Origin of the sequence: Nonomuraea glycinis (genome assembly GCF_035920485.1) — a bacterium.
Taxonomy (GTDB): Bacteria; Actinomycetota; Actinomycetes; order Streptosporangiales; family Streptosporangiaceae; genus Nonomuraea; species Nonomuraea glycinis.
Window position 1 is genome coordinate 4,298,660 of sequence record NZ_CP109166.1, and the last position, 23,103, is coordinate 4,321,762.

The 23,103-nt window shown below is 71.1% G+C and carries 20 protein-coding genes; 15 read left to right on the plus strand and 5 right to left on the minus strand.

Going from position 1 to position 23,103, the window contains the following annotated elements; genetic code table 11:
• Positions 1-90 precede the first annotated feature (90 nt).
• The 7 genes from OHA68_RS20480 (at position 91) to OHA68_RS20510 (ending at position 9,854) form a co-directional block, all read left to right on the plus strand.
• Positions 91-918, plus strand: coding sequence for a class I SAM-dependent methyltransferase (locus OHA68_RS20480; RefSeq protein ID WP_327109053.1), 828 nt, complete (start codon positions 91-93; stop codon positions 916-918).
• Complete coding sequence (locus OHA68_RS20485; protein ID WP_327109054.1) at positions 915-1,892, plus strand: lysylphosphatidylglycerol synthase transmembrane domain-containing protein; 978 nt, start codon at positions 915-917, stop codon at positions 1,890-1,892. The genes OHA68_RS20480 and OHA68_RS20485 overlap by 4 nt, the downstream gene beginning before the upstream one ends.
• Before the next feature lie 144 nt (positions 1,893-2,036).
• Positions 2,037-3,104 (plus strand): glycosyltransferase family 4 protein, encoded by a 1,068-nt coding sequence (locus OHA68_RS20490; protein ID WP_225276979.1) that lies wholly within the window; start codon positions 2,037-2,039, stop codon positions 3,102-3,104.
• 32 nt (positions 3,105-3,136) lie between these two features.
• Positions 3,137-4,216, plus strand: coding sequence for a mannose-1-phosphate guanylyltransferase (gene manB, locus OHA68_RS20495; protein ID WP_435793605.1), 1,080 nt, complete (start codon positions 3,137-3,139; stop codon positions 4,214-4,216).
• A gap of 162 nt (positions 4,217-4,378) precedes the next feature.
• Complete coding sequence (locus OHA68_RS20500; protein ID WP_327109056.1) at positions 4,379-5,275, plus strand: DNA-3-methyladenine glycosylase family protein; 897 nt, start codon at positions 4,379-4,381, stop codon at positions 5,273-5,275.
• Positions 5,276-5,324: 49 nt separating this feature from the next.
• Positions 5,325-8,006 (plus strand): bifunctional FO biosynthesis protein CofGH, encoded by a 2,682-nt coding sequence (locus OHA68_RS20505; protein ID WP_327109057.1) that lies wholly within the window; start codon positions 5,325-5,327, stop codon positions 8,004-8,006.
• 177 nt (positions 8,007-8,183) lie between these two features.
• A complete protein-coding gene (locus OHA68_RS20510) occupies positions 8,184-9,854 on the plus strand; it encodes a substrate-binding and VWA domain-containing protein (protein WP_327109058.1) in 1,671 nt (556 codons plus the stop codon).
• A gap of 72 nt (positions 9,855-9,926) precedes the next feature.
• Here the strand turns inward: OHA68_RS20510 and OHA68_RS20515 are convergent, their stop codons facing one another.
• The 3 genes from OHA68_RS20515 to cofD form a co-directional block, all read right to left on the minus strand.
• Positions 9,927-10,667, minus strand: a complete 741-nt coding sequence (locus OHA68_RS20515; protein WP_327109059.1) for a lytic polysaccharide monooxygenase — start codon at positions 10,665-10,667, stop codon at positions 9,927-9,929.
• Between the two features lie 104 nt (positions 10,668-10,771).
• Complete coding sequence (locus tag OHA68_RS20520) at positions 10,772-12,046, minus strand: coenzyme F420-0:L-glutamate ligase (protein ID WP_327109060.1); 1,275 nt, start codon at positions 12,044-12,046, stop codon at positions 10,772-10,774.
• A gap of 46 nt (positions 12,047-12,092) precedes the next feature.
• Positions 12,093-13,031, minus strand: coding sequence for a 2-phospho-L-lactate transferase (gene cofD / locus OHA68_RS20525; RefSeq protein WP_189138823.1), 939 nt, complete (start codon positions 13,029-13,031; stop codon positions 12,093-12,095).
• 195 nt (positions 13,032-13,226) lie between these two features.
• Here cofD and OHA68_RS20530 point away from each other — a divergent pair, with 195 nt between their 5' ends.
• On the plus strand, positions 13,227-15,743 hold the full coding sequence (locus OHA68_RS20530; protein WP_327109061.1) for a hypothetical protein: 2,517 nt from the start codon (positions 13,227-13,229) through the stop codon (positions 15,741-15,743).
• A gap of 319 nt (positions 15,744-16,062) precedes the next feature.
• Complete coding sequence (locus OHA68_RS20535) at positions 16,063-16,323, plus strand: WhiB family transcriptional regulator (RefSeq protein WP_049564653.1); 261 nt, start codon at positions 16,063-16,065, stop codon at positions 16,321-16,323.
• Positions 16,324-16,435: 112 nt separating this feature from the next.
• Here OHA68_RS20535 and OHA68_RS20540 read toward each other — a convergent pair whose 3' ends face one another.
• Complete coding sequence (locus tag OHA68_RS20540) at positions 16,436-16,876, minus strand: metallopeptidase family protein (RefSeq protein ID WP_189138821.1); 441 nt, start codon at positions 16,874-16,876, stop codon at positions 16,436-16,438.
• Between the two features lie 136 nt (positions 16,877-17,012).
• On the opposite strand from OHA68_RS20540, the gene OHA68_RS20545 reads away from it, so the two are divergent.
• The 5 genes from OHA68_RS20545 to OHA68_RS20565 are packed head-to-tail and all read left to right on the plus strand — an operon-like array spanning position 17,013 to position 21,012.
• A complete protein-coding gene (locus tag OHA68_RS20545; protein WP_327109062.1) occupies positions 17,013-17,381 on the plus strand; it encodes a DUF3499 domain-containing protein in 369 nt (122 codons plus the stop codon).
• A gap of 41 nt (positions 17,382-17,422) precedes the next feature.
• Positions 17,423-18,772, plus strand: a complete 1,350-nt coding sequence (locus OHA68_RS20550; RefSeq protein ID WP_327109063.1) for a phosphomannomutase/phosphoglucomutase — start codon at positions 17,423-17,425, stop codon at positions 18,770-18,772.
• On the plus strand, positions 18,769-18,936 hold the full coding sequence (locus OHA68_RS20555; protein WP_189138818.1) for a Trm112 family protein: 168 nt from the start codon (positions 18,769-18,771) through the stop codon (positions 18,934-18,936). Before OHA68_RS20550 ends, OHA68_RS20555 begins: the two co-directional genes overlap by 4 nt.
• Complete coding sequence (locus OHA68_RS20560) at positions 18,933-20,039, plus strand: SIS domain-containing protein (RefSeq protein WP_327109064.1); 1,107 nt, start codon at positions 18,933-18,935, stop codon at positions 20,037-20,039. The genes OHA68_RS20555 and OHA68_RS20560 overlap by 4 nt, the downstream gene beginning before the upstream one ends.
• A 49-nt stretch (positions 20,040-20,088) precedes the next feature.
• Positions 20,089-21,012, plus strand: a complete 924-nt coding sequence (locus OHA68_RS20565; RefSeq protein ID WP_327109065.1) for a cation diffusion facilitator family transporter — start codon at positions 20,089-20,091, stop codon at positions 21,010-21,012.
• A 66-nt stretch (positions 21,013-21,078) separates the two neighbouring features.
• Here the strand turns inward: OHA68_RS20565 and OHA68_RS20570 are convergent, their stop codons facing one another.
• A complete protein-coding gene (locus tag OHA68_RS20570) occupies positions 21,079-21,450 on the minus strand; it encodes a MerR family transcriptional regulator (protein WP_327109066.1) in 372 nt (123 codons plus the stop codon).
• A 101-nt stretch (positions 21,451-21,551) separates the two neighbouring features.
• Between OHA68_RS20570 and ahcY the strand changes: the two genes are divergently transcribed.
• Positions 21,552-22,979, plus strand: a complete 1,428-nt coding sequence (gene ahcY, locus OHA68_RS20575) for an adenosylhomocysteinase (RefSeq protein ID WP_327109067.1) — start codon at positions 21,552-21,554, stop codon at positions 22,977-22,979.
• Positions 22,980-23,103 lie beyond the last annotated feature (124 nt).

Below are 23,103 nucleotides of genomic sequence, written 5' to 3' on the forward strand. Positions count from 1 at the left end.
CCCCAGATGTCCACATCCTGCTCCGGCGGGTCACCGTACCAAAGCAGGACGGACGGCTGACAGCGGCGAGCGCGGGTACTGTTGGGCGGCGTGGGAAAGCAACGGGTCGCGCAGCTGGCCTACTCCGAGTTCCAGTCGGCGATGCTCGACGAGGAGAAGCGCCGGCGCAAGGCCGCGAAGATCATCGCGGTGCTGGAGCACTTTCGCGGGCCGCTCGGCGGGCTGACCGTGGGTGACGTGGGCTGTTCGGCCGGGTTCATCGCCGACGAGCTCGCCGGGGCCGGGGCCAAGCACACCCTGGGCATCGACATCGACGTGCCGGGGCTGCGCAAGGCGGCCGACCGGTTCGGCGAGCGGGTGGCGTTCGTCTGCGGCGACGGCACCGCGCTGCCCTTCCCGGACGGCTCGATCGACGTGCTGGTCTTCAACCACATCTACGAGCACGTGGTCGACCCCGACGCGGTGGTGGCCGAGATGCACCGGGTGCTCTCCGACGACGGCGCCCTCTACCTCGGCCTCGGCAACCGGCTGGGCGTCATGGAGCCGCACTACAAGCTGCCGTTCCTGTCCTACCTGCCGCCCGCGCTGGCCGACCGCTACGTGCGCGCCTCCGGCCGCGCCGACCACTACTACGAACGTTTCCGCACCCGGCGCGGGCTGCGCAGGATGCTGCGCGCCTTCCACGTGTGGGACTACACCCTGCCGGTGCTGGCGACGCCGACCCGGTTCGCCGGGTCCGAGCTCTTCCCCGGGGCGCTGGGGCGGGTGGCGCGGACGGTGCTGGCCCGCACGCCCCGCGCCGTGCTGCGACTGCTCCTGCCGCTCGTGCCGACCTACCTGTGGGTGGCGACCAAGACGCCGCGCCGCCCGGCGGGCGCCGCGCTCCCCCAGCCGCCCGAGCAGGTCCGCCCGCTGTGAGCGACTCCGGTACGGCAGGGGGCCCCGAGGTCGGTCGTGATGTCTCGGTCGGTGATGTCGAGGCCGAGGGGGTCGCCGGCGCCGGTGGGGGGAGGTCCGGGCGCAAGGGGGCGGTGGTGCGCAGGGCGGTGCGGATCGGGTTCCTCTTCGTGGCGCTGGGGTTCGGCGCGTACGCCGTGTCCTCGCAGTGGGACGCGGTGGTCGCCGGGTTCGCCGCGCTGAGCTGGCCGATGCTCGCCGGCTCGCTCGTCGCCGTCGTCGCGGCCCTGCTCGGCGCCATGCTCACCTGGCGCACCCTGCTGGCTGACCTGGGCTCACCACTGCCGCTGCGGCCGGCGGCCAAGGTCTTCTTCGTCGGCCAGCTCGGCAAGTACATCCCCGGCGCCGTCTGGCCGATGCTCGCCCAGATGGAGATGGGGCGCGACCTCGGCGTGCCGCGGCCGCGCAGCGCGGCGGCGTTCTTCTTGATGATGCCGATCCAGCTCGCCAGCGGCCTGCTGGTCGCGCTCGGCACGCTCGGCTGGGACCGGTTCGGCTGGCTGCTGCTCTTCGTCCCGGTGCTCCTGGTGCTGCTGGAGCCCAAGGTGATCAACGGCCTGATCGGCTTCGGGCTGCGCAAGCTGAAGCGGGAGCCGCTGGAGCGGCCGCTCACCCGGCGCGGGATGCTGACCGCGCTCGGCTGGGCGCTGCTCGGCTGGGGCTGCTACGGCGTGCACCTGTTCTTCGTCGCCCCCGAGACCGGCCTGCTGTTCGCCGTGGGAGCCTTCGCGCTGTCGTGGTGCCTCGGGATCCTGACGTTCGTCGTGCCGGCCGGAGCGGGCGTGCGGGAGGCCGCCATGGTGGCGGTCCTCGCGCCCGTCATGGACGCCGGCCAGGCCATCGCCGTGGCGCTTTGTTCCAGGATGGTCATCATTCTTGGTGATTTGCTCTGTGCCGGATTGGCGGGAATTTCGGCACGTCGCGACTCAGTGTGATTTGACACACGATTTAGGGGAGGCTGGTCATAAGCTGGAAATAGAGGGGGACACCAGATCCCACGTTGATCTTGAGGGGAGAAGATCACCGTAATGCCTCGAGTGCTCGTTGACGCGGCCGCGGTTCCCGCGGACCGTGGTGCGTTGATCAGGTATGTGGACGGTTTGGTGCGCGCGCTCGACCGGGCGGGCGCCGATCTAGCGGTGGCCTGCCAGCGGGCGGACGCCGAGCGATACACCGCGATCGCGCCATCGGCCCGGATCATGCCCGGACCCGTCTCGCTGACCAACCGGTCGGCCCGGCTCACCTGGGAGCAGACCGGCCTGCCGCTGCTCGCCCGCCAGGTCGGCGCCGACGTGATCCATGCCCCCTACTACTCCATCCCGCTCCGCCCGGGCGTGCGGACCGTGGCGACGGTGCACGACGTCACCTGGTTCACCGAGCCCGAGCAGCACAGCCCCGCCAGGGCGTCGTTCTTCCGCTCGGCCACCCGCACCGCCGTCCGGCACGCCAACCGGGTGATCGTGCCGTCCAAGGCGACCAGGGACGAACTCGTGCGGGTGCTGCACGCCGACCCCACCCGCATCGACGTCGCCTACCACGGCGTCGATCAGGAGCAGTTCCACGCGCCGAGCAAGACCGAGATCCAGCGGGCGGTCAGCAGATGCGGCCTGCACGGCCAGCCCTACGTCGCCTTCCTGGGCGCGCTGGATCCGCGCAAGAACGTTCCAAACCTGATCCGCGGCTTCGCCGCCGCCGTCAAGGGGCTGGCCGAACCCCCCGCGCTGGTGCTCGGCGGCGGCGTGCACGAGGACGACGTGGACGCCGCCTGCCGCGAGGTCGAGGCCACCGTCAAGGTCGTACGGCCCGGCTACCTGCACGCGCCCGACCTGCCCGGCTTCCTCGGCGGGGCGCTCGTGGTGGCCTTCCCGTCCAGGGGCGAGGGCTTCGGCCTGCCCGTGCTGGAGGCGATGGCCTGCGGCGCGCCCGTGCTGACCACGCACCGCACGTCGCTGCCGGAGGTGGGCGGTGACGCGGTCGCCTACAGTGAGCCGGACGCCGACAGCATCGCCACCGCGCTGGCCCAGCTTCTGGCCGCACCGGACAGGAGGCGGCAATTGCGGGAGGCCGGGCTGGCGAGAGCGCGCGAATTCACCTGGGAAGCCTCGGCTGAAGCGCACCTCAGTTCTTATCAACGCGCCATCGAATAATTCGCTACCCTCCCAAAGTTATGGAGAGCTCTTTGCCAGACCTAGAGGCCATCCTCCTGGTCGGGGGGCAGGGCACGCGCCTGCGTCCGCTGACGCTGGGCACGCCGAAGCCGCTGCTGCCGACCGCCGGAGTGCCTTTCCTGGCCCACCAACTGGCACGGGCCCGCTCGTTCGGCGTACGCCGGATCGTCTTCGCCACCTCGTACAAGGCGGCGATGTTCGAGCCGGAGTTCGGTGACGGGTCCGCGTTCGGGCTCTCGATCGAGTACATGACGGAGGAGACTCCGCTGGGCACCGGCGGCGCCATCCGCAACGCGGCCGAGGCGCTGTCGGCGGGGCCGGGCGATCCGGTGCTGGTGCTCAACGGCGACATCCTGTCCGGCCATGACATCGGCGAGCAGGTGCGCGCCCACCTCGATCGGGACGCCGCTGTAACGCTCCATTTGACGGAGGTGGAGGATCCGACCCGGTTCGGCTGCGTTCCCACCGACGAGGACGGCCGGGTGACGGCCTTCCTGGAGAAGACCCCCAACCCGGTCACCAACCGGATCAACGCCGGCTGTTACGTGTTCACCCGATCGGTCATCGACCAGATCCCGCGTGACGAGGTCGTGTCGGTGGAGAGGGAGACCTTCCCCGGCCTCATCGAGTCGGGCCGGCTCGTGCTCGGCTACGCCGACCGGACCTACTGGCTCGACGTCGGCACGCCCGCCGCGTTCGTCGAGGGCTCGCGCGACCTGGTGCTCGGCCGCCTGGCCTCGCCCGCACTGCCGGGGCCCACGGGCGAATACCTCGCCCTGCCCGGCTCGGTCGTCTCGCCGGAGGCCAAGGTCCAGGGCGGCACCACGGTGGGCGCCCGCACCGTCGTCGAGGCGGGCGCCACGGTCATCGGCTCCGTGCTGAGCGACGACTGCGTGATCGAGTCCGGCGCCCACGTGACCGACTCGGTGCTCGGCCGGGGGGCGCGGGTCTGCGCGGACACGGTGGTGCGCGACGCGGTCATCGGCGACGGTGCGGTGGTGGGGCCGGGCAACGAACTGCAGGCCGGGGTACGCATCTGGCCCGGCGTGGAGCTGCCGGAGCGCGCGGTCCGCTATTCGAGCGACGTCTGACCGGTGGTGGCCGTGATGCTTCGAGTGACGTCTGACCGGTTGGGCGTGATGCTTCGAGTGACATCTGACCGGTTGGGCGTGATGCTTCGGGTGACGGCCGACCGGTGGCGGGCATGCTGAGCGGATGACGAGGTACGCCGTGGCCGCCTGCGAGGGCGGCCGATGAAGGAGCGGGTCTGGGCGCCTGAGGGGCCGCTGGACGTGGGGATGGCGCTGGCCCCTCACAAGCGCGGCTCCGGCGACCCGGCCTGGCGTCAGACGCTGGACGGGGCCGTATGGCGCACCACGCGTACGCCGGACGGGCCCGTCACGCTCAAGGTGACGCTCGGCCACCGGGAGGTGCACGGGCACGCCTGGGGGCCGGGGGCCGCCTGGATGCTGGACCGGCTGCCCGCGCTGCTCGGCGCCGACGACGACGTCTCGGGCTTCGAGGTACGGCACGCGGTGCTGGACGACGTGGCCAGGAAGCATCCGGGGCTGCGCATCGGCAGCACGGCCCGGGTCATGGAGGCGCTGGTTCCGGCCGTACTCGAGCAGAAGGTCGTCGGCCGTGAGGCGTGGCGGGCGTGGCGGTGGCTGCTGCGTCAGTACGGCGAGCCGGCGCCGGGGCCCGCGCCGGAGGGGATGTGGGTGGTGCCCGAGCCGTCCGTGTGGCGGGAGATCCCGAGCTGGCACTGGCACCGGGCCGGGGCCGAGGCCGTGCGCGCCAGGACCATCGCCACCGCCGCCTGGCACGCGGACAAGCTGGAGGCCGCCACCACCAGCGAGGAGCTCGACCGGCTGCTGCGCGCCCTGCCGGGGATCGGCGTGTGGACGTCCGCCGAGGTGCGCCAGCGCGTCTTCGGCGACCCGGACGCGGTCAGCGTCGGCGACTTCCACCTGGCCAAGCTGGTCGGATACGCGCTGACGGGGGAGAAGACGGACGATCCCGGCATGATGCGGCTGCTGGAGCCCTACCGGGGGCATCGGCACCGGGCCACCCTGCTCGTCATGCTGACGGGTCTGCGCCCGCCCGCGCGCGGGCCGAGGCTGGCCGCGCGCGACTACCGGTCGTTCTGACCCGGCCCTGGGTGCGCGCCACGAACTTAGCTGCCCGTAGTGTGCCGGTATGAGTCTCGTCAGTGATTCCGCGTTCCGTCGCGCTCTCGCTCGTGCCCGTGATGGCAAGACCCTGGACGTGGCCGAGGCCACCGTGCTGCTGCACGCTCGCGGCGACCACCTCGACACCTTGCTGGACCACGCCTCCCGGGTGCGGGACGCCGGCCTCGCGGCCGTCGGCCGTGAGGGGGTCATCACCTACAGCAGGAAGGTGTTCATCCCGCTGACCCGGCTGTGCCGGGATCGCTGCGGCTACTGCACGTTCGCCACCGCGCCGCACAAGCTCGACGCGCCCTTCCTCAGCCCGGACGAGGTGCTGGAGATCGCCAGGCAGGGCGCGGCCATGGGATGCAAGGAAGCGCTGTTCACCCTGGGGGACCGGCCGGAGGACCGCTGGCACCAGGCGCGCGAGTGGCTGGACGCGCACGGCTACGACGACACGCTCTCCTATGTGCGGGCGATGGCCATCGCGGTGCTGGAGGAGACCGGGCTGCTGCCGCACCTCAACCCCGGCGTGCTGAGCTGGCGTGACCTGCAGCGGCTCAAGCCCGTGGCGCCGTCGATGGGCATGATGCTGGAGACCACCTCGCGGCGGCTGTTCGAGGAGAAGGGCCAGCCGCACTACGGCTCCCCCGACAAGGACCCGGCGGTACGGCTGCGGGTGCTGGAGGACGCCGGGCGGACCAACGTGCCGTTCACGACGGGGATCCTGATCGGCATCGGGGAGACCGTCGAGGACCGGGCCGAGTCGATCTTCGCGATCCGGCGGGTGGCTCGCGAGTACGGCGCGATCCAGGAGGTCATCGTCCAGAACTTCCGCGCCAAGCCGGACACCGCGATGCGCGGGCTGCCCGACGCGGACCTGAAGGAGCTGGCCGCCACCATCGCCGTGACCCGGCTGGTGCTGGGGCCGCGGGCGCGCGTGCAGGCGCCGCCCAACCTGGTGGACTCCGAGTACGAGCTGATGATCCGGGCGGGGATCGACGACTGGGGCGGGGTGTCGCCGCTGACCCCCGACCACGTGAACCCGGAACGGCCGTGGCCGCAGATCGACGAACTGGCCGCGCGTACGGCCGAGCACGGGTTCCTCCTGCGGGAGCGGTTGACCATCTACCCCGAGTACGTGCGGGCGGGGGAGCCGTGGCTGGATCCCCGGCTGTTCGGGCACGTGACGGCGCTGGCCGACCCGGAGACGGGGCTGGCCCGGGAAGGGGCGATGCCCGCGGGGCTGCCCTGGCAGGAGCCGGACGGGGGGTTCGCGCCCTCCGGGCGGGTGGATCTGCACGTGGAGGTGGACACCTCCGGGCGGACGAATGATCGGCGCGATGACTTCGACCACGTCTACGGGGACTGGGACGCGCTGCGCGACCGGCTGGACCCCGCCGTACGCGTCGCGCCGGACTCCGCCGACGGGCTGCTCGCCGCACCGGCGCGGGGAGAGGCGGCCGGGGCGCCCGGTGGCTCTTCGGCGAGCGGCCAGGGGGCTGGGGTATCCGGCCTGAAGGGCGGGGCGTCCGGTGGGGTGTCGGCTGAGGTGCGGGGGGCGTTGCGGCGGGCGGAGAGTGATCCTGCGGGGCTCAGCGACGCCGAGGCGGTCGCGTTGCTGTCGGCCGACGGGGAGGCGTTGGAGGAGCTCACCGGGATCGCGGACGAGTTGCGGCGGCAGGCGGTGGGGGACGAGGTCACCTATGTCGTCAACAGGAACATCAACTTCACCAACGTCTGTTACACCGGCTGCCGGTTCTGCGCCTTCGCCCAGCGCAGGACGGACGCCGACGCGTACACCCTGAGTCTGGACCAGGTGGCGGACCGGGCCGAGGAGGCGTGGCGGGCGGGCGCGACCGAGGTGTGCATGCAGGGCGGCATCCACCCCGACCTGCCCGGGACGGCCTACTTCGACATCGCCAGGGCGGTCAAGGCCAGGACGCCGGACATGCACGTGCACGCCTTCTCGCCGATGGAGGTCATCAACGGCGCCAGCCGCACCAACCTGTCGATCGAGGACTGGCTGCACGCCGCCAAGGAGGCCGGGGTGGACTCGCTGCCGGGCACGGCGGCGGAGATCCTCGACGACGACGTGCGCTGGGTGCTGACCAAGGGCAAGCTGCCCGCCCAGGAGTGGGTGGACGTGATCACGACCGCGCACCGGGTGGGCCTGCCGACGACCTCCACGATGATGTACGGCCACGTCGACACCCACCTGCACTGGGTCAGGCACATCAAGCTGATCAGGCGGCTGCAGGAGGAGACGGGCGGGTTCTCCGAGTTCGTGCTGCTGCCGTTCGTGCACACCAGCGCGCCCATCTACCTGGCGGGAATCGCCAGGCCGGGGCCCACCGCCAGGGAGAACCGGGCAGTGCACGCGCTGGCCAGGATCCTGCTGCACGGCGCGATCTCCAACATCCAGTGCTCCTGGGTCAAGCTCCGCGACGACCTGTGTCACCAGGTGCTCCAGGGTGGCGTGAACGATCTCGGTGGCACGCTCATGGAGGAGACGATCAGCCGGATGGCCGGGTCGGAGAACGGGTCGTACAAGACCATCAGCGAGCTGCGCGAGATGGTCGAGCTGACCGGCAGGCCGGTGCGGCAGCGCACCACCGAGTACGGCCGGCCGAGCGCGGAGCGGCTGGCCGCGTCGGCGGCGAGCGACGGCGTGTGCCAGAGCGTGCGGCGGGTGCTGCCGATGGCCTAGCCATTGGCCCAGCAGCCATCGGCCTGGCCATAACAAGTTCCAGGGGCCCTTGCGCCCGCCGTGGGATCCGCTGGAAGAATCGTCACTCCCCAGCGAGAGAGGTTCACCGTGCGGTTTGGCCAACACCGCGCCGCGTTATCTCCCGAGCAGCGAAGGAAGAGAGCGCTCCGCAACGGGGTGCTCTCGGTTCTCACGGCCGTGGTCCTGGTCGCGGGCATGCTGGTGGTGGTGTTCGGCGGCGCACGGGCCCTGTGCTCGACACGAGAGCCTGTTCTGGTCGATGTGGCGGCCGCCCTGGACGTGGCGCCGGCCGTGATGCGGGCGGCCGGGCGGTTCAACGAGACGAAGAGCACCGCGGGCGGGCGGTGCGTGCTCGTCCAGGTGACCGAGCGGCCGCCCGCCACCGTGCTGCGCACGCTGATCGGGGAGCGGGCCGGCGTGCTGAGCGAGCGGCCGGACGGCTGGATCGCCGACTCCTCGGCCTGGATCCGCCTGGCGCGGGAGCAGGGCGCGAGCGCGCTCCAGGCGGGCGAGGCCGTGGTGGCGACCTCGCCGCTGGTGTTCGCGACCCGCTCCTCGCTCGCCGAGCGGTTCTCCATCGGCGAGACGGAGATGAACTGGCGGATGGTGTTCCCGCCCACGGTGCGCGGCCGGGTGGCGCCCAACGAGAACGAGCCCGACGTGGTCCGCGTGCCGGACCCGTCGCTGGCCGGGGCCGGGATCGCCACGGTCGCCGCGGCCAGGGACGTGGTCGGCACCGGGCCGGCGGCCGACAAGGCGCTGACCGCGTTCGTCCGGTGGGCGCAGGCGGGCTCGGCGCCCGACTACCGCAGCATGCTGGAGGCGGTGGACGACCGCGCGTTCTGGCAGCGCCCGGTGGTCATCGTGCCGGAACAATCGGTGTGGAACCACAGTCTGAGCGCGTCCGCGGACCCGGTCGTCGCCCTGCACCCGCGCGAGGGCACGATCACCCTCGACTACCCGTACGTCGTGACCGCCGCCGATCCGACGGTGGCCGAGGCGTCGGCGGCCTTCGCCGCGTGGCTGCGCGGGCCCGAGGCGCAGCGGCTGGTCCGGGAGGCGGGGTTCCGGTCGGGGGACGGGACGCAGGCCCCCATCTCGCCGGCGCCGAACGTCCCGGTCACGAACCCGAAGATCCGGTCCTCGGTATCGGACGAGGACATCGACGAGGCGTTGCGCGCCTGGAGCAGGCTGGCCCCGCCGACCAACATCCTGGTGCTGACCGACACCTCCGAGCACATGGCCGAGCCGCTCAACGGCGGCACCCGGGTGGGGGTGGCGCTGTCCGCCGCCAGGATCGGGCTGCAGCTCTTCCCCGACTCCACGCACATGGGGTTCTGGGAGTTCGCCCACCGGCTCGGCGGCGGCAAGGGGTACGCGGAGCGGGTGGGGCTCGGCCCGATCAACCGCCCGGAGACGGGCGAGCTGGTCAGGCGCGGCCGGCTGAACGAGCTCACCACCACGCTCACCGCGCATCCCGGCCGGGACAGCTCCCTCTACGACGCGATCCTGAGCGGTTTTCGCGAGGTCGGTGACAAGTATCGCGAGGAGATGAACAACACGCTCCTGGTGATCACCTCGGGCCGGGACGACGGCCGCGGGCTCAAGCCGGCGGAGCTCACCGACCGGCTGCGTGCCGAGTGGAAGCCGGACAAGCCCATCCAGATCATCATCATCGCCTTCGGCAAGGGCGTCGACCGGGCCGGCCTGGCGGGCATCACGGCCGCCACGAACGGCTCCCTGCACGTGGCCCAGGAACCGGGCGAGATCATCGACGTGTTCCTGGAGGCCCTGGCCCGCCGCCTGTGCCACCCCACCTGCGGGTGAGGGGTCACCTTTTTTGAAGGCGGAGGGGCGAAGGGGCGCCCGTGTCGGGCGCCCCTTCGGCCGGTCAGGTGATCAGACCTTGCCCCACAGGGCGGGGACGTTCGGCGGCTCCCAGCCGGTGAGGGCGGTGTGCGCCTGGATGCAGCGGTAGGTGGTACCGCCGTAGGTGACGGTCGAGCCGACCTTGTAGGCGGTGCCGGCCTTCCAGGTGCCGCCCACGGGCGTGCTCGGCGTCGGGGTCGGCGTAGGCGTGCGGGTGGGCGTCGGGGTCGGCGTCGGCGTGGGGCTGGGGTTGCCGGTGCCGCCGCCGATCCGCAGGTCGATGCACGAGTAGAAGGCCATCGGCGTGTCGGCGATGTTCCAGATGGCGAGGACCCGCTGCTTGCCGCTGAAGCCGGAGAGGTTCACCCGGTGCGAGACCTGCGCCGGCGGCCGGCGGCCCTGGTCGTTGAAGCTCGCGACGCGGGTGCCGCCGATGTAGTACTCCCAGGTGCCGGTGGAGTGCTGGGCGGTCAGCGTCCACTTGAAGTCGACCGTGGTGCCGACCGAGGTGACGGGCCACGCCTTGCTCTCGTCGCTGAGCTGGGCGAAGCGCGGCACGCCGCCGTGGCAGTTGCGCTGTCCCTTCTGGCCTTCGACGCTCTGCGGCTCGTAGATGATCTCGCCGCAGTTGGCGACCTTGCCCTGGGAGCAGTGGGCCTGGCGGCTCGGCGGCGAGTTGACGTAGCCGTGGGCCAGCGCCGGGGAGGTGGCGAAGACCGTGGAAGCGGCGGCGATCGCTGTCGCGGACAGCAAGGTGAGCGACCTTCTCATGCGGTGAACTCCTTTACCGAGGGGGCGCGCCCCAATGTAAAGGAAACTTTCCTAACAGGTACACCAATTCGTGACATTTGCTCATAATTGGCGATCTGTGCAGGTCAGCGCGTCACGAAGAAGTCCTGAGGGTCGCGGGGCGCCCGGTCGCGCGGTGGAGCGGCCGCGTGGCCGATCGCGACACAGCCCATCGGATCCCACTCCGCCGGCAGGTCGAGCACCTCGCGCACCACCGGCCGGCAGAACATCGTGGACGACACCCACGCCGAGCCCAGCCCTTCGACGGCGAGCTGGATCAGGAAGTTCTCGACGCCCGCGCCGGTCGCCACCACGAACATCTCCCGCTCGGCGGCGTTGCGCCGATCGTCCCGGTAGGTGTGCGAGCCCGCCATCACCAGGCAGGGCACCACCAGGCAGGGCGCGGCGCGCAGCACGTCGCCCCGCTTGACCCGCTTCGCGATCGACTCCTCGGTGAACCCGTCGCCGCGCAGGTCCGCGATCCACGCCTCCCGCATGGCGTCGAGCAGCCGCGTCCTGGCCGAGGCCGACTCGACGAGCACGAACCGCCACGGGGTCGTGTGGTGCGGCGCCGGCGCGGCGATGCCCGCCGCGACCGCCCGCCGCACCGCGGCGGGATCGACGGGCAGGTCCGAGAACTCCCTGATGGTACGGCGTGCGAACACGACGTCCCGTGACCCGAACCGGAACAGGTCCTCGTCGGCCGGACGCACCAGCGGCCTGACCCCCGGACCGTCCTCGTCGGTCACCAGGTGCGCCAGCCCGCGGACGACGGCCACGGGAACCCCGTCGAGCTTGCCCTTGACCAGCTCGGCGGCGGCCGCGATCTCGTCCACGAGCGCCGTCACGGTGGCGTTGAGCGGATTGCCGTGGGTGTCGGTGCGGCCCCGGAAGTCGGCCAGCGGCGTCACGCCCGCCGCGCCGATGGCCACGTCGGTCAGCCCGTGCCGCCACGGGCGGCCGAAGGTGTCGGACACGATCACTCCCACCCTGGACGCCAGCCCCGACCTGATCCGGCGGGCCGAGGCGTCGGAGTCCTCCGGCAGCAGGAGCACGGTGCCGGGGTCGGTGTTGGAGGCGTCCACCCCGGCGGCGGCCATCACGAAGCCCTGCCGGGTCTGCGAGATCACCGTGTCGCCGCGCCTGGCCACCACCCGGTCGGTCTCGTCCTCGATCGCCTTGACCCGGTCGGGAGCCTCGCGGATCCGGCCCTCGGCCTTGCTCACGATCTTGGAGGTGACGACGACGATGTCGCCGTTGCGTATGTCGGCGTACTTGAGCAGGGCCGCGATGTCGGCGCCGGGCCGCACCTCGCCGATGCCGTGCACTCCGAAGATCTCTATCTGCAGGCGGTCGGTCATCGGGTGAGCTCCTGTGCCAGGTCGAGGGCGGCGGGGGCGACGGCGGTCATCGGGTGAGCTCCTGTGCCAGGTCGAGGGCGGCGCGGGCGATGGCGGCCGTCGCGTCGAGGTCGTGCATGAGCAGGGGCCGGGCCTCGACCCGGACGCCGTCCAGGGCGACCGACGCGTCCTCGGGCGCCACCAGCCAGCCGCCGATCAGGTCGGATCCGTACAGCTCCAGCACCGCCTGGGCGCTGGTCTCCACCCCGATCGCCGTCAGGCAGGCGTCGGCCATGCCTCTGACCGGGGCGCCGCCGATGATGGGGGAGACGCCCACCACGGTCTTGGCCGTGAGCGCGTCGCGGATGCCGGGCACCTGGAGGATGGTGCCGATGCTGACCACCGGGTTGGACGGCGGCAGGATGACCACGTCCGCGTCCGCGATCGCGTCCAGCACCCCCGGGGCGGGCTTGGCCTGGTCGACGCCCACGAGCGCGAAGGACTCGGCGGCGACCGAGGCGCGCAGCCGTACCCACCACTCCTGGAAGTGGACGGCCCGCTTGCCGTGCTCGTCGGTGATGATCACGTGCGTCTCGCACCGGTCGTCGCTCATCGGCAGCAGGCGCACCCCCGGCTGCCAGCGCGCGCACAGCGCCTGGGTGATCTGGGAGAGCGGATAGCCCGCCTCCAGCATCTGGGAGCGGACGATGTGGGTGGCGAAGTCGCGGTCGCCCAGGCCGAACCACTGCGGCTCGACCCCGTAGGCGGCCAGCTCCTCCTTGACGACGTGCGTCTCCTCGGCGCGGCCCCAGCCCTGCGCCTCGTCGATGCCGCCGCCCAGGGTGTACATGACGGTGTCGAGGTCGGGGCAGACCCGCAGGCCGAACAGGGTGATGTCGTCGCCCGTGTTGCCGATCACGGTGATCTGGTCGTCAGGCGCGGTCGCGCGCAGGCCACGCAGGAAGCGGGCGCCGCCGATGCCGCCGGCGAGGGACACGATGTGCATGCGGCCCAGTCTTCCATCGGGCCTTGGTGACACTTCCCACAGGAGTCGATTTCGCGCTCACCGCATACCAAGCCAGGGCGTGATTTATGGGGAAAGTAACGTCTATTGTGATCTACGAGCTACATGGGACTCCCACGGGGCCAGTCCATGATGTGGCAAACTCCCATCGGGTCAAAGGGCCCGTTGGGGGTAGTTGTGAGCAAGTTAGACGTCACGCGGTTGAAGGAGCCGGCCGCCTGGATCATGTTGGCCGCCGGTGGGCTGGACATCCTGCTGACGCTGGGCCGCATTCTGATCGGCTCGGCCGGGCCGCTCGGGGGGAGCGGTCTGTCGTTCACCGAACGGGCCTACGGCCACTTCTTCAGCCTGACCAGCCCGATCAACGTGGCGCTCGTCCTGGGGGCGGTGCTGCTGGTCACCAAGGTCGGCCAGCCCTCGCCCAAGGCCAAGCCCATCGCCTACGTCGCGGCCGGCGCCCTGGCGGTCGCCACCGTGTTCGGCGCGCTGTCGCTGGTGCTCGGCCTGTTCGCCGGCGAGGGCGCGCGGGCCACCGTGGAGTTCGTGATCACCGGCGCGCCGATCCTCGCGCTGACCGCCATCGCGCTGGTCTACCTGCTGCCGCAGGTTCTGCCCGAGCGACCCGCCGTCGGCTACCCGCAGAACTACGGCCCCCAGGGGTACGGCCAGCAGCCGCCCTCCCAGGGCCCCGCGCCGTACGGCCAGCAACCTCAGCAGGGGTACGGCCAGCAGCCCCCGTCACAGGGCCCGCCGCCCTACGGCCAGCAGCCGCCGCCGCAGGGTCAGCCGGGCTACGGCCAGCAGCCGCCCTCGCAGGGCCAGCCGGGCTTCCCACCGGCCCAGGAGTACGGCCAGCAGCCGCCTTCCCAGGAGTACGGCCAGCAGCCACCCTCTCAGGAGTACGGCCAGCAGCCACCCTCTCAGGAGTACGGCCAGCAGCCACCCTCTCAGGAGTACGGCCAGCAGCCGCTCGCCCAGGGTGAGCCGGGGTTCCCGCCCGCCCACGGACCTCAGGGGCAGCAGCCGCCGTACGGCCAGCAGCCCGGGTACACGCAGCAGCCGCCGAGCTACGGCGGCCAGCCCGAGCAGCCCCCGTACCAGCAGCAGCCCTACAACCCGCAGGCCCAGCCGTTCGCCCCGCAGGACCAGCCCGCGCCGCCCGGCCAGGACGGCTACCAGCAGCCGAGGGCACTCGCGGCGCTTCCGGCGGCCCCGGCCGACCGTGGCCCGAGCCAGGCGGAGCAGCCGGCCGGCGGGTTCGACGCCGCCTACGGCCAGGCCGGCGCGGCGCAGGACCCGTACAGCCCGCCCGCCGCCCAGGACGCCTACAGCCCGCCGGCTCAGGACGGGTACAGCCCGCCGGACGCTTACAGCACACCGGCTCAGGACGCGTACAGCACCCCTGCCTCGGACGCCTACAGCACGCCGGCTCCGGACGCGTACAGCACTCCCGCTCCCGACGCCTACAGCACTCCCGCCTCGGAGGCGTACAGCACGCCGGCCCCGGACGCCTACAACCCGCAGGACCCCTTCGGTTCGCAGGCCCAGCCCTCGCCCGCCGCGTACACGCCGTCCGAGACCGCGCCGAACGCGGCGTACCCGTCGCAGCCGGAGTACCAGCCCGCCCCCTACGTCCCGGCGGACAGCCAGCCGGGCCAGTACAGCCCCCCGAACCCGTACAGCCCGGCCGACAGCCAGTCCAACGTGTACGGCTCGACGGACCAGTTCGCGCCTCCGGCCGAGAGCCGGCCGAATCCGTACGCCCCGCAGCCCGACAGCCAGATCGGCGCGCACAACGACAGCCGGCCGAACCTCTACGCGGCACCGGTGGAACCGCCGGCCGCGTTCGGCTCCGCCTACCCCACGAGCGAGACCGCGCCGAGCGTGCCGTACCCGCAGAGCGAGCAGCCCCAGCAGTACGGCGGCCAGCAGCCCTACTACGATCGCCCGCCCGCGTTCGGCCAGCAGGGCGACCAGCCGAGCGGCCAGCAGGCAGGACAGTCGGCGGGGCAGTCGGCAGGTCAGTCGGCGGGGACGCAGGGCGGCCAGCCGTTCACCGGATACTCCGGCAGCGAGTTCGCCACCCCGGCCCACGAGTCCGCCTTCCAGGAGCCCGACCCGCCCGTGGACCCGCGCTCCCAGCAGCTCCTCGACGCCTACCAGCAGGCGGAGACCTACCAGTCGGGCGCGGGCACTCAGCCTGACCTGCGGGTCCCCGACTACGGAGCACCGGCCAGGCCGCACGACGACCTGTTCGGCACCCCGCAGCAGAGCCAACCCCAGCACGGCCAACCCCAGCACGGCCAGCCGCAGCACGGCCAAGCCCAGGGCCAACCCCAGGGCCAGCCTCACGGCCAGCCCCAGTATGGCCAGCCGCAGGCCCCGCCGCAGCAGTCCCAGCAGGCGTACCCCGGCCAGCCCCAGCACTCCCAGTCGCCGTACGACCCGCAGCAGCCCTACCCCCCGCAGCCCCAGCAGGCGTACGAGCCCCAGCAGGGCCAGTACGACGCCCAGGGCTACCGGCCGCAGCACCACCAGGCGCCCGCCTGGGGCGCGGAGGTCCCGGCGGCGGAGTCGACCATCCGGCTCGACCCGTCGACGATGCGCGGCGACGCGCTGGACGGGCAGAACCGCCCAGGCGATGACCCGATAGACCCAACGGCGATATACACCCCCAATGAGCCACGCAGGTAACGGACCGGCAAAGCACGGCTAGAGAAGAGGTGGCATGCAGGGCGGAGCTCTATCCCGCCCTGCTACGGTTCCGACCGCTGACAGCGTTGAACACACCCGTCCATGGGTCAGGACTCTGTCCCGAACCGGGTGCGAACATCACATGCCAGGCACGACCGGGGCGAGAGCTGGTCTTTCCCCGGATACCAGCATGCCGCTTGACGCCACGTACGGCACACGCGTGTAATTACAACCATGTTGTTACGCCTTCCCGTGGGTGGGTACAAGGAAGGCGTTCCATGGGGGGCTCCATTGCGGGCGGGCGGCAGGGAGGTGTGCAGTGACCGATTTGGTCATCGCACAGGATCAGCTTGACGCTGAAGAACTCGGCTGGCAGGAGCGCGCACTGTGCGCGCAGACGGATCCAGAGGCGTTCTTCCCGGAAAAAGGCGGCTCCACCCGAGAGGCCAAGAAGGTGTGCCGATCGTGCGAAGTGCGTGCTGAGTGCTTGGAATACGCACTCGAGCACGACGAGCGCTTCGGCATCTGGGGTGGGCTGTCCGAGCGGGAACGCCGACGGATCAAACGCCAGGCCGTATAGGGATAAATGCGGTGAGGGGTCGCACGGATCGTCCGTGCGGCCCTTTTCCGTGTCTCAGCTCCCGTGTCTAAGCTTCCGTGTCTCAGCTCCCGGGTCTCAGCTTCCCGGGGTCTCAGCGGCGCTCGTCGTAACCGGGGTCGACCGTGTCGGGTGACAGGCCCAGCAGCGTGGCCACCTGCTCCACCACGGTGTCGTGCACGAGCGCGCCCAGCGTGTCACGGTCGCGGGCGCGCGCCTCCAGCGGACGCCGGTAGACCACGACCGAGGCAGGGCTCTGCCCCTTCGCCGTGTCGGCGCGGCCGAACGGGATGGGGCCCGAGGAGACGCCGGGGCCGTCGCCCAGCTCGCTCAACGGCGGCACCTCCTCCACCGCGAACTCCACCGCCGACAACTGCTTGTCCCACTTGGGCCGGAGCCGTTCGACCGCGTCGAGCACCAGGTCGTCGAAACGCTCGCTACGGGCTCTGGCCATGGGCACGTAGGAGGGGGCGAGCGGCCCGCGCAGGCCGCGACCGTGCCGGTCACGCCGCCGGGGACCGCGCTTGGAAGTCACACGCCAAGTCTAAGGGTGAGGTGCCTTCGGGGCATGTAGGTGGAAAGCCTGCGACAGGTGTCCGAATTGTGGCGACACGCTCGTTAAGAGCGCTCAGATAGTGGCGTCCCGCACTCTTACCAGATACGGTCCCTCCGTGAGCCCCGTCCGCCGCTGTTCCCGCACCGCTTGCAGTCAGCCTGCCGTCTTCACGCTCACGTACGTTTACGCCGACTCGACCGCAGTTCTGGGCCCCTTGGCGACGTACGCCGAGCCACACTGTTATGACCTGTGCGCCGAACACGCCGAGCGGCTGACCGCCCCCCGCGGTTGGGAAGTGGTCCGCCTGCCGACGGACGGCGGCTCGCCGAGCTCCGACGACCTCGAAGCGCTGGCCAACGCGGTCAGAGAGGCCGCCAGGCCCAATCCCTCCGGCGCCGGCGAACCGGTCGGCCAAGGCGTCGAGGTCGGCCGACGTGGGCATCTACGTGTTCTCAAGTCGGCTCAGCAGCACCGTGACCGGTAGGCTCGTCCTGGCCGTACAGACGACCTAGGGGCGGAGCTGGAGTGGGCGACCTCGCCAAGATCTTCAAAGCTTACGACGTTCGTGGCGTGGTGCCGGACGAGCTCGACGAGCCCATCGCCGAGGCCGTGGGCGCGGCCTTCGTCGAAGAGACCGGCGCCGAGTCGGTCGTGGTGGCGCATGACATGCGCGAGTCGTCCGGGCCGCTGGCCGACGCCTTCGTCCGTGGCGCGCGTTCTCGCGGTGCCGACGTGGTGCACGCCGGGCTCGGCTCCACCGACCTGCTCTACTACGCCAGCGGCAGCCTCGGCCTGCCCGGCGTGATGTTCACCGCCAGCCACAACCCGGCCCGCTACAACGGCATGAAGATGTGCCGCGCCGGCGCGGTGCCGATCGGCGGCGACACCGGCCTGACCGAGATCCGCGACCGGGCGGCCGAGCTGATCGGCACCCCGATGGCGCCCACCGGCTCCCTGATGGAGAAGGACCTGCTCCAGGGCTATGCCGAGCACCTGCGCACGCTGGTCGACCTGTCCGCCAACCGGCCGCTCAAGGTGGTCGTCGACGCGGGCAACGGCATGGGCGGCCACACGGTTCCGGCCGTGTTCGGCGGGTTGCCGATCGAGCTGACGCCGCTCTTTTTCGAGCTCGACGGCTCCTTCCCCAACCACGAGGCCAACCCGCTGGAGCCCGCCAACCTGATCGACCTGCAGAAGGCCGTGATCGAGGCCGGCGCCGACGTGGGGCTCGCCTTCGACGGCGACGCCGACCGGTGCTGGGTGGTCGACGAGCGGGGCGAGTCCGTCTCCCCGTCGGCGATCACCGCTCTGGTGGCGGCGCGTGAGCTGGCCAAGCATCCCGGCGCGACGATCATCCACAACCTGATCACCTCGCGCGGCGTCCCCGAGCTCGTCCGCGAGCACGGCGGCGATCCGGTGCGGACCCGCGTCGGTCACTCCTTCATCAAGGCCGAGATGGCCCGCACGGGGGCCGTCTTCGGCGGCGAGCACTCGGCTCACTACTACTTCCGCGACTTCTGGTTCGCCGACTCCGGCATGCTGGCGGCGATGCACGTGCTGGCCGCGCTCGGCGAGCAGGAGCGGCCGTTGTCGCAGGTCGTGGCGGCCTACTCCCGCTACCACGCGACCGGCGAGATCAACAGCACCGTCGCCGACCAGGACGAGGCGCTGCGCCGGGTGCGGGCGGCCTTCGCCGGGCGGGGCGAGGTCAACGACCTCGACGGGCTGACCGTGAGCGCCCCCGACTGGTGGTTCAACCTGCGGGCTTCCAACACCGAGCCGCTGCTCAGGCTCAACGCCGAGGCGGCTGACGAGACCACGATGACGGCGGTCCGGGACGAGGTTCTCGGCCTGCTCAGAGAGGTGACACCGTGAAGATCGACGACTGGCTGCTGGAGATTCTGGCCTGCCCGGCGTGCAAGTCACCGCTGCGTGTGGAGGGCGAGACGGAGGAGCTGGCCTGCACGGGGTGCGGTCTGATCTATCCGGTCCGGGACGACATCCCGGTGCTGCTCGTCGACGAGGCCAGGAAGCCGTGACCTGGGAGCCGGAACGGCTCGACGACCAGCGCCACCTGGGTGCGGCCGACCCGGGCGGGATGCTGCTCGCCGTGGCCGCCTCAGCGGCCCAGGTGCGCACCGGCCACCGGTGCGCGATCGAGGCCGGCGTCGAGCGGCTGTCGGCGGAGGTGCGCCCGAGGGCGGTCGTGGTCGCGGGCATGGGCGGCTCCGCCATCGCGGGCGACATCCTGGCCGCGGTCTGCGGCAGCACCGCCCCGCTGCCGATCGTGACCCTGCGCTCCTATCGGCTGCCCGGCTGGGTGGGCGCCACCGACCTGGTGGTCGCGATCTCCTGGACGGGTGAGACCGAGGAGACGCTCGCCGTCGCCACCGAGGCGGTGCGGCGCGGCTGCACGCTGCTGGTGCTCGGGCCCGCGGGCTCCGCGCTGGAGGCGGTGGCCACCCAGGCGTCGGCCGTGCACGTCCCGCTGCCGACGCAGGGACAGCCCAGGGCCAACCTCTGGCTGGTGACGATCCCGCTGATCGTCGCCGCCGCCTCGCTGGGCCTGCTACGGGCCGACGAGACGCTGTTCGAGCAGGTGGCCAAGTCGCTGGAGGACACGGCGCACCGGTGCCGGCCGTCCAGTGAGTCGTTCGTCAACCCGGGCAAGACCCTGGCCATGGAGCTGGCCGAGAGCGTGCCGATGATCTGGGGCTCGTCCCAGCTGGCGGCCGTCGCGGCCTACCGCATGGCCGGTCAGCTCAATGCCAACGCCAAATATCCGGCGATCTTCGGCGAGCTGCCCGAGGCCGGCCACAACCAGCTGGCCGCGCTCGACGGGCCGCTGGCCGAGCGCGACATCTTCGCCGAGACCCCGGGCCGCTCGCTCAGGCTCGTCATGCTGCGCGACCTGGAGGAGCATCCGCAGGTGGCCAGGGCGCGCGAGGTCGCGGTGCGGCTCGCGCACGACCGCGGTGTGCCGGTCACCGAGCTGGCCGCCGACGGCGCCCATCCGCTGGAGCGGCTGGCCTCCCTGGTGGGGCTCGGCGACTACGCGAGCACCTACCTGGCGCTGGGGTACGGTCTCGATCCGACCCCGGTGGCGGCGATCACGGAGCTCAAGGCCAGAATTTCGCAATAGGATCTCGTCTCAGGCCTTTGTACGTGATCGTAAGACTGGGAGACCACCGGTGAGCGCGAGTGGCGGAACCAAAGCAATCATTGCGGCATTGGCTGCGAACACCGCCATCGCCGTGGCGAAGTTCGTGGCCGCGGCCTTCACTGGATCCTCCTCGATGCTGGCGGAGGGCATCCACTCCGTAGCCGACGCGGGCAACCAGGGGTTGCTGCTGGTCGGAGGTAAGCGGGCACAGCGGGCCAGCACCCGGGAGCACCCGTTCGGCTATGGTCGCGAGCGTTATTTCTACGCCTTCGTGGTCGCGGTCGTGCTGTTCGCCATCGGCGCGCTCTTCTCGCTTTACGAGGGCTTCCACAAGCTCTCCGATCCGCACCCGGTGGAGTCGCCGGCCTGGGCGTTCGGCGTGCTGATCTTCGCGATCATCGCCGAGGCGTTCTCGTTCCGCACCGCGATCCAGGAAGCCAACGCGGTGCGTGGCAAGCAGTCGTGGATAGCCTTCATCCGCAGGTCCAAGTCGCCCGAACTGCCGGTCATCCTGCTGGAGGACCTGGGCGCGCTGTTCGGCCTGATCTTCGCGCTGTTCGGCGTGACGATGGCGGTCGTCACCGGCGACGGCAGATGGGACGCCATCGGCACCCTGATGATCGGTGTGCTGCTGGCCGTCATCTCGGTCATCCTGGCCGTCGAGACCAAGTCGCTGCTCCTGGGTGAGGGCGCCTCGGAGGAGATGGAGAGCCGGATCCGCGTCGCGCTCGAGGCCACGCCCGAGGTCGATCGCGTCATCCACATGCGCACGCTGCACCTGGGTCCGGAGGAGCTGCTGGTGGCGGCGAAGATCGCGGTGACCCGCAACGACACGGCCGCCGAGGTGGCCCAGGGGATCGACGAGGCGGAGCGGCGCATCCGCGAGGCCGTGCCGATCGCCCGGGTGATCTACCTGGAGCCGGACCTGGACCGTACACCGAGCAACGCCTGATCGGAGCCGCGCCTCAACGGCGCGGCACTGATCGTTCGCCGCCGGCGGCACCGATAGGTCGGGCCGTCAGCGGTTGCCTCGGGTTCTGTCGGGGGTGCGGCCGGGAGCGGAGTTCCGCAGCAGGCGCAGGGCCTTCTCCTGCTCGAAGTCGAGGGCTCTGCGCGGCACCTGGATGCGGCCGATCCGCACGCCGAGGTCGCGCACGGCCGCGGCCACCGCGGGCTCGCTGAGGGCGCGCAGCGCGAAGGCCAACTCGGCGGGGGAGACGTCGAACCGCTTCTCCAGCTCCACCGCCTGAGCCACGGCGGACAGCTCCTCGGCGCCGAACCGGCGGTGCGCGCCCTGCTCCCGGATCGGCGGTAGCAGCCCGAGCGCCTCCCGGTATCGCAGCATCCGGGGGGACATGCCGAGCCGCTTGGCCGCTTCCGTGATCCGCATCCTTACATTCTTACGTTAAGTTCAGCGCTTTAGTGATGCGATCGGGTGGTTCGGCCGCCTAAACTCATCGCGACACCACAGTGATGCGAGGGGAACACCCGATGGACTTCAAGGTCGCCGACCTTTCACTTGCCGACTTCGGCCGCAAGGAAATCCGGCTCGCCGAGCACGAGATGCCCGGCCTCATGGCAATCCGTAAGGAGTACGCGGCCGCCCAGCCCCTCCGCGGTGCGCGGATCATGGGCTCGCTGCACATGACCATCCAGACCGCCGTCCTCATCGAGACGCTGGTCGCGCTCGGCGCCGACGTCCGCTGGGTGAGCTGCAACATCTTCTCCACCCAGGACCACGCGGCCGCCGCGGCCGTCGTCGGCCCCAACGGCACGGTCGACGACCCGCAGGGCGTCCCGGTCTTCGCCTGGAAGGGCGAGACGCTGGAGGAATACTGGTGGTGCACCGAGCAGGCCCTCACCTGGCCGGGCGGTGAGACCCCCAACATGATCCTGGACGACGGCGGCGACGCCACCCTCCTCGTCCACAAGGGTGCCGAGTACGAGAAGGCCGGCGCCGTCCCGGCCGCCACCGAGGACGACCCGGAGGAGTGGCACGTCATCGTCGACCTGCTCAACCGCACGGTCTCCGACGAGAAGCGGTGGACCAAGGTCGCCGAGAGCATCAAGGGCGTGACCGAGGAGACCACCACCGGCGTGCACCGTCTCTACGAGATGCACAAGAACGGCCAGCTGCTGTTCCCGGCGATCAACGTCAACGACTCGGTCACCAAGTCGAAGTTCGACAACAAGTACGGCTGCCGCCACTCCGTGATCGACGGCCTCAACCGCGCCACCGACGTGCTGATCGGCGGCAAGGTGGCCGTGGTCTGCGGCTACGGCGACGTGGGCAAGGGCTGCGCCGACGCGCTGCGCGGCCAGGGCGCCCGGGTCATCGTGACCGAGATCGACCCCATCTGCGCCCTGCAGGCGGCCATGGACGGTTTCCAGGTCACCACGCTGGACGAGATCGTCGGCATCGCCGACATCTTCGTCACCACGACCGGCAACTTCATGATCATCACCGCCGACCACATGGCGAAGATGAAGCACCAGGCGATCGTCTCCAACATCGGCCACTTCGACAACGAGATCGACATCGCGGGGCTGGCCAAGGTCCCGGGCATCGAGCGGCGCAACATCAAGCCGCAGGTCGACGAGTGGGTCTTCGCCGACGGCCACTCGATCATCCTGCTGGCCGAGGGCCGCCTGATGAACCTGGGCTGCGCCACCGGCCACCCGTCGTTCGTCATGTCCAACTCGTTCACCAACCAGGTGATCGCGCAGATCGAGCTGTTCACCAAGCTGGACGAATACCCGATCGGCGTCTACACCCTGCCCAAGCACCTGGACGAGAAGGTCGCGCGTCTGCACCTGGACGCGCTGGGCGTCAAGCTCACCGAGCTGACCAAGGAGCAGGCGGCCTACATCGGCGTCCACGTCGAGGGCCCGTACAAGTCGGACCACTACCGCTACTAGATCTGCCGGTGAGACGCTCCGGAAGGGTTTCCGTCCTTCCGGAGCTTTCCCTTATCAGCGCGCTCCTGCGGAGCGCGTACACCACCATCTTGTACGGCAGGCCGAGTTACCCGCACGCGCCGAC

Excerpts from the sequence above, each read along its gene's own strand:
- OHA68_RS20500 (WP_327109056.1), top strand. The coding sequence starts at position 4,379 with ATGAAGGAGCGGGTCTGGGCGCCTGAGGGGCCGCTGGACGTGGGGATG.
- OHA68_RS20505 (WP_327109057.1), top strand. The coding sequence starts at position 5,325 with ATGAGTCTCGTCAGTGATTCCGCGTTCCGTCGCGCTCTCGCTCGTGCC.
- OHA68_RS20515 (WP_327109059.1), bottom strand. The coding sequence starts at position 10,667 with ATGAGAAGGTCGCTCACCTTGCTGTCCGCGACAGCGATCGCCGCCGCT.
- OHA68_RS20520 (WP_327109060.1), bottom strand. The coding sequence starts at position 12,046 with ATGACCGACCGCCTGCAGATAGAGATCTTCGGAGTGCACGGCATCGGC.
- cofD (WP_189138823.1), bottom strand. The coding sequence starts at position 13,031 with ATGCACATCGTGTCCCTCGCCGGCGGCATCGGCGGCGCCCGCTTCCTG.
- OHA68_RS20570 (WP_327109066.1), bottom strand. The coding sequence starts at position 21,450 with ATGCGGATCACGGAAGCGGCCAAGCGGCTCGGCATGTCCCCCCGGATG.
- ahcY (WP_327109067.1), top strand. The coding sequence starts at position 21,552 with ATGGACTTCAAGGTCGCCGACCTTTCACTTGCCGACTTCGGCCGCAAG.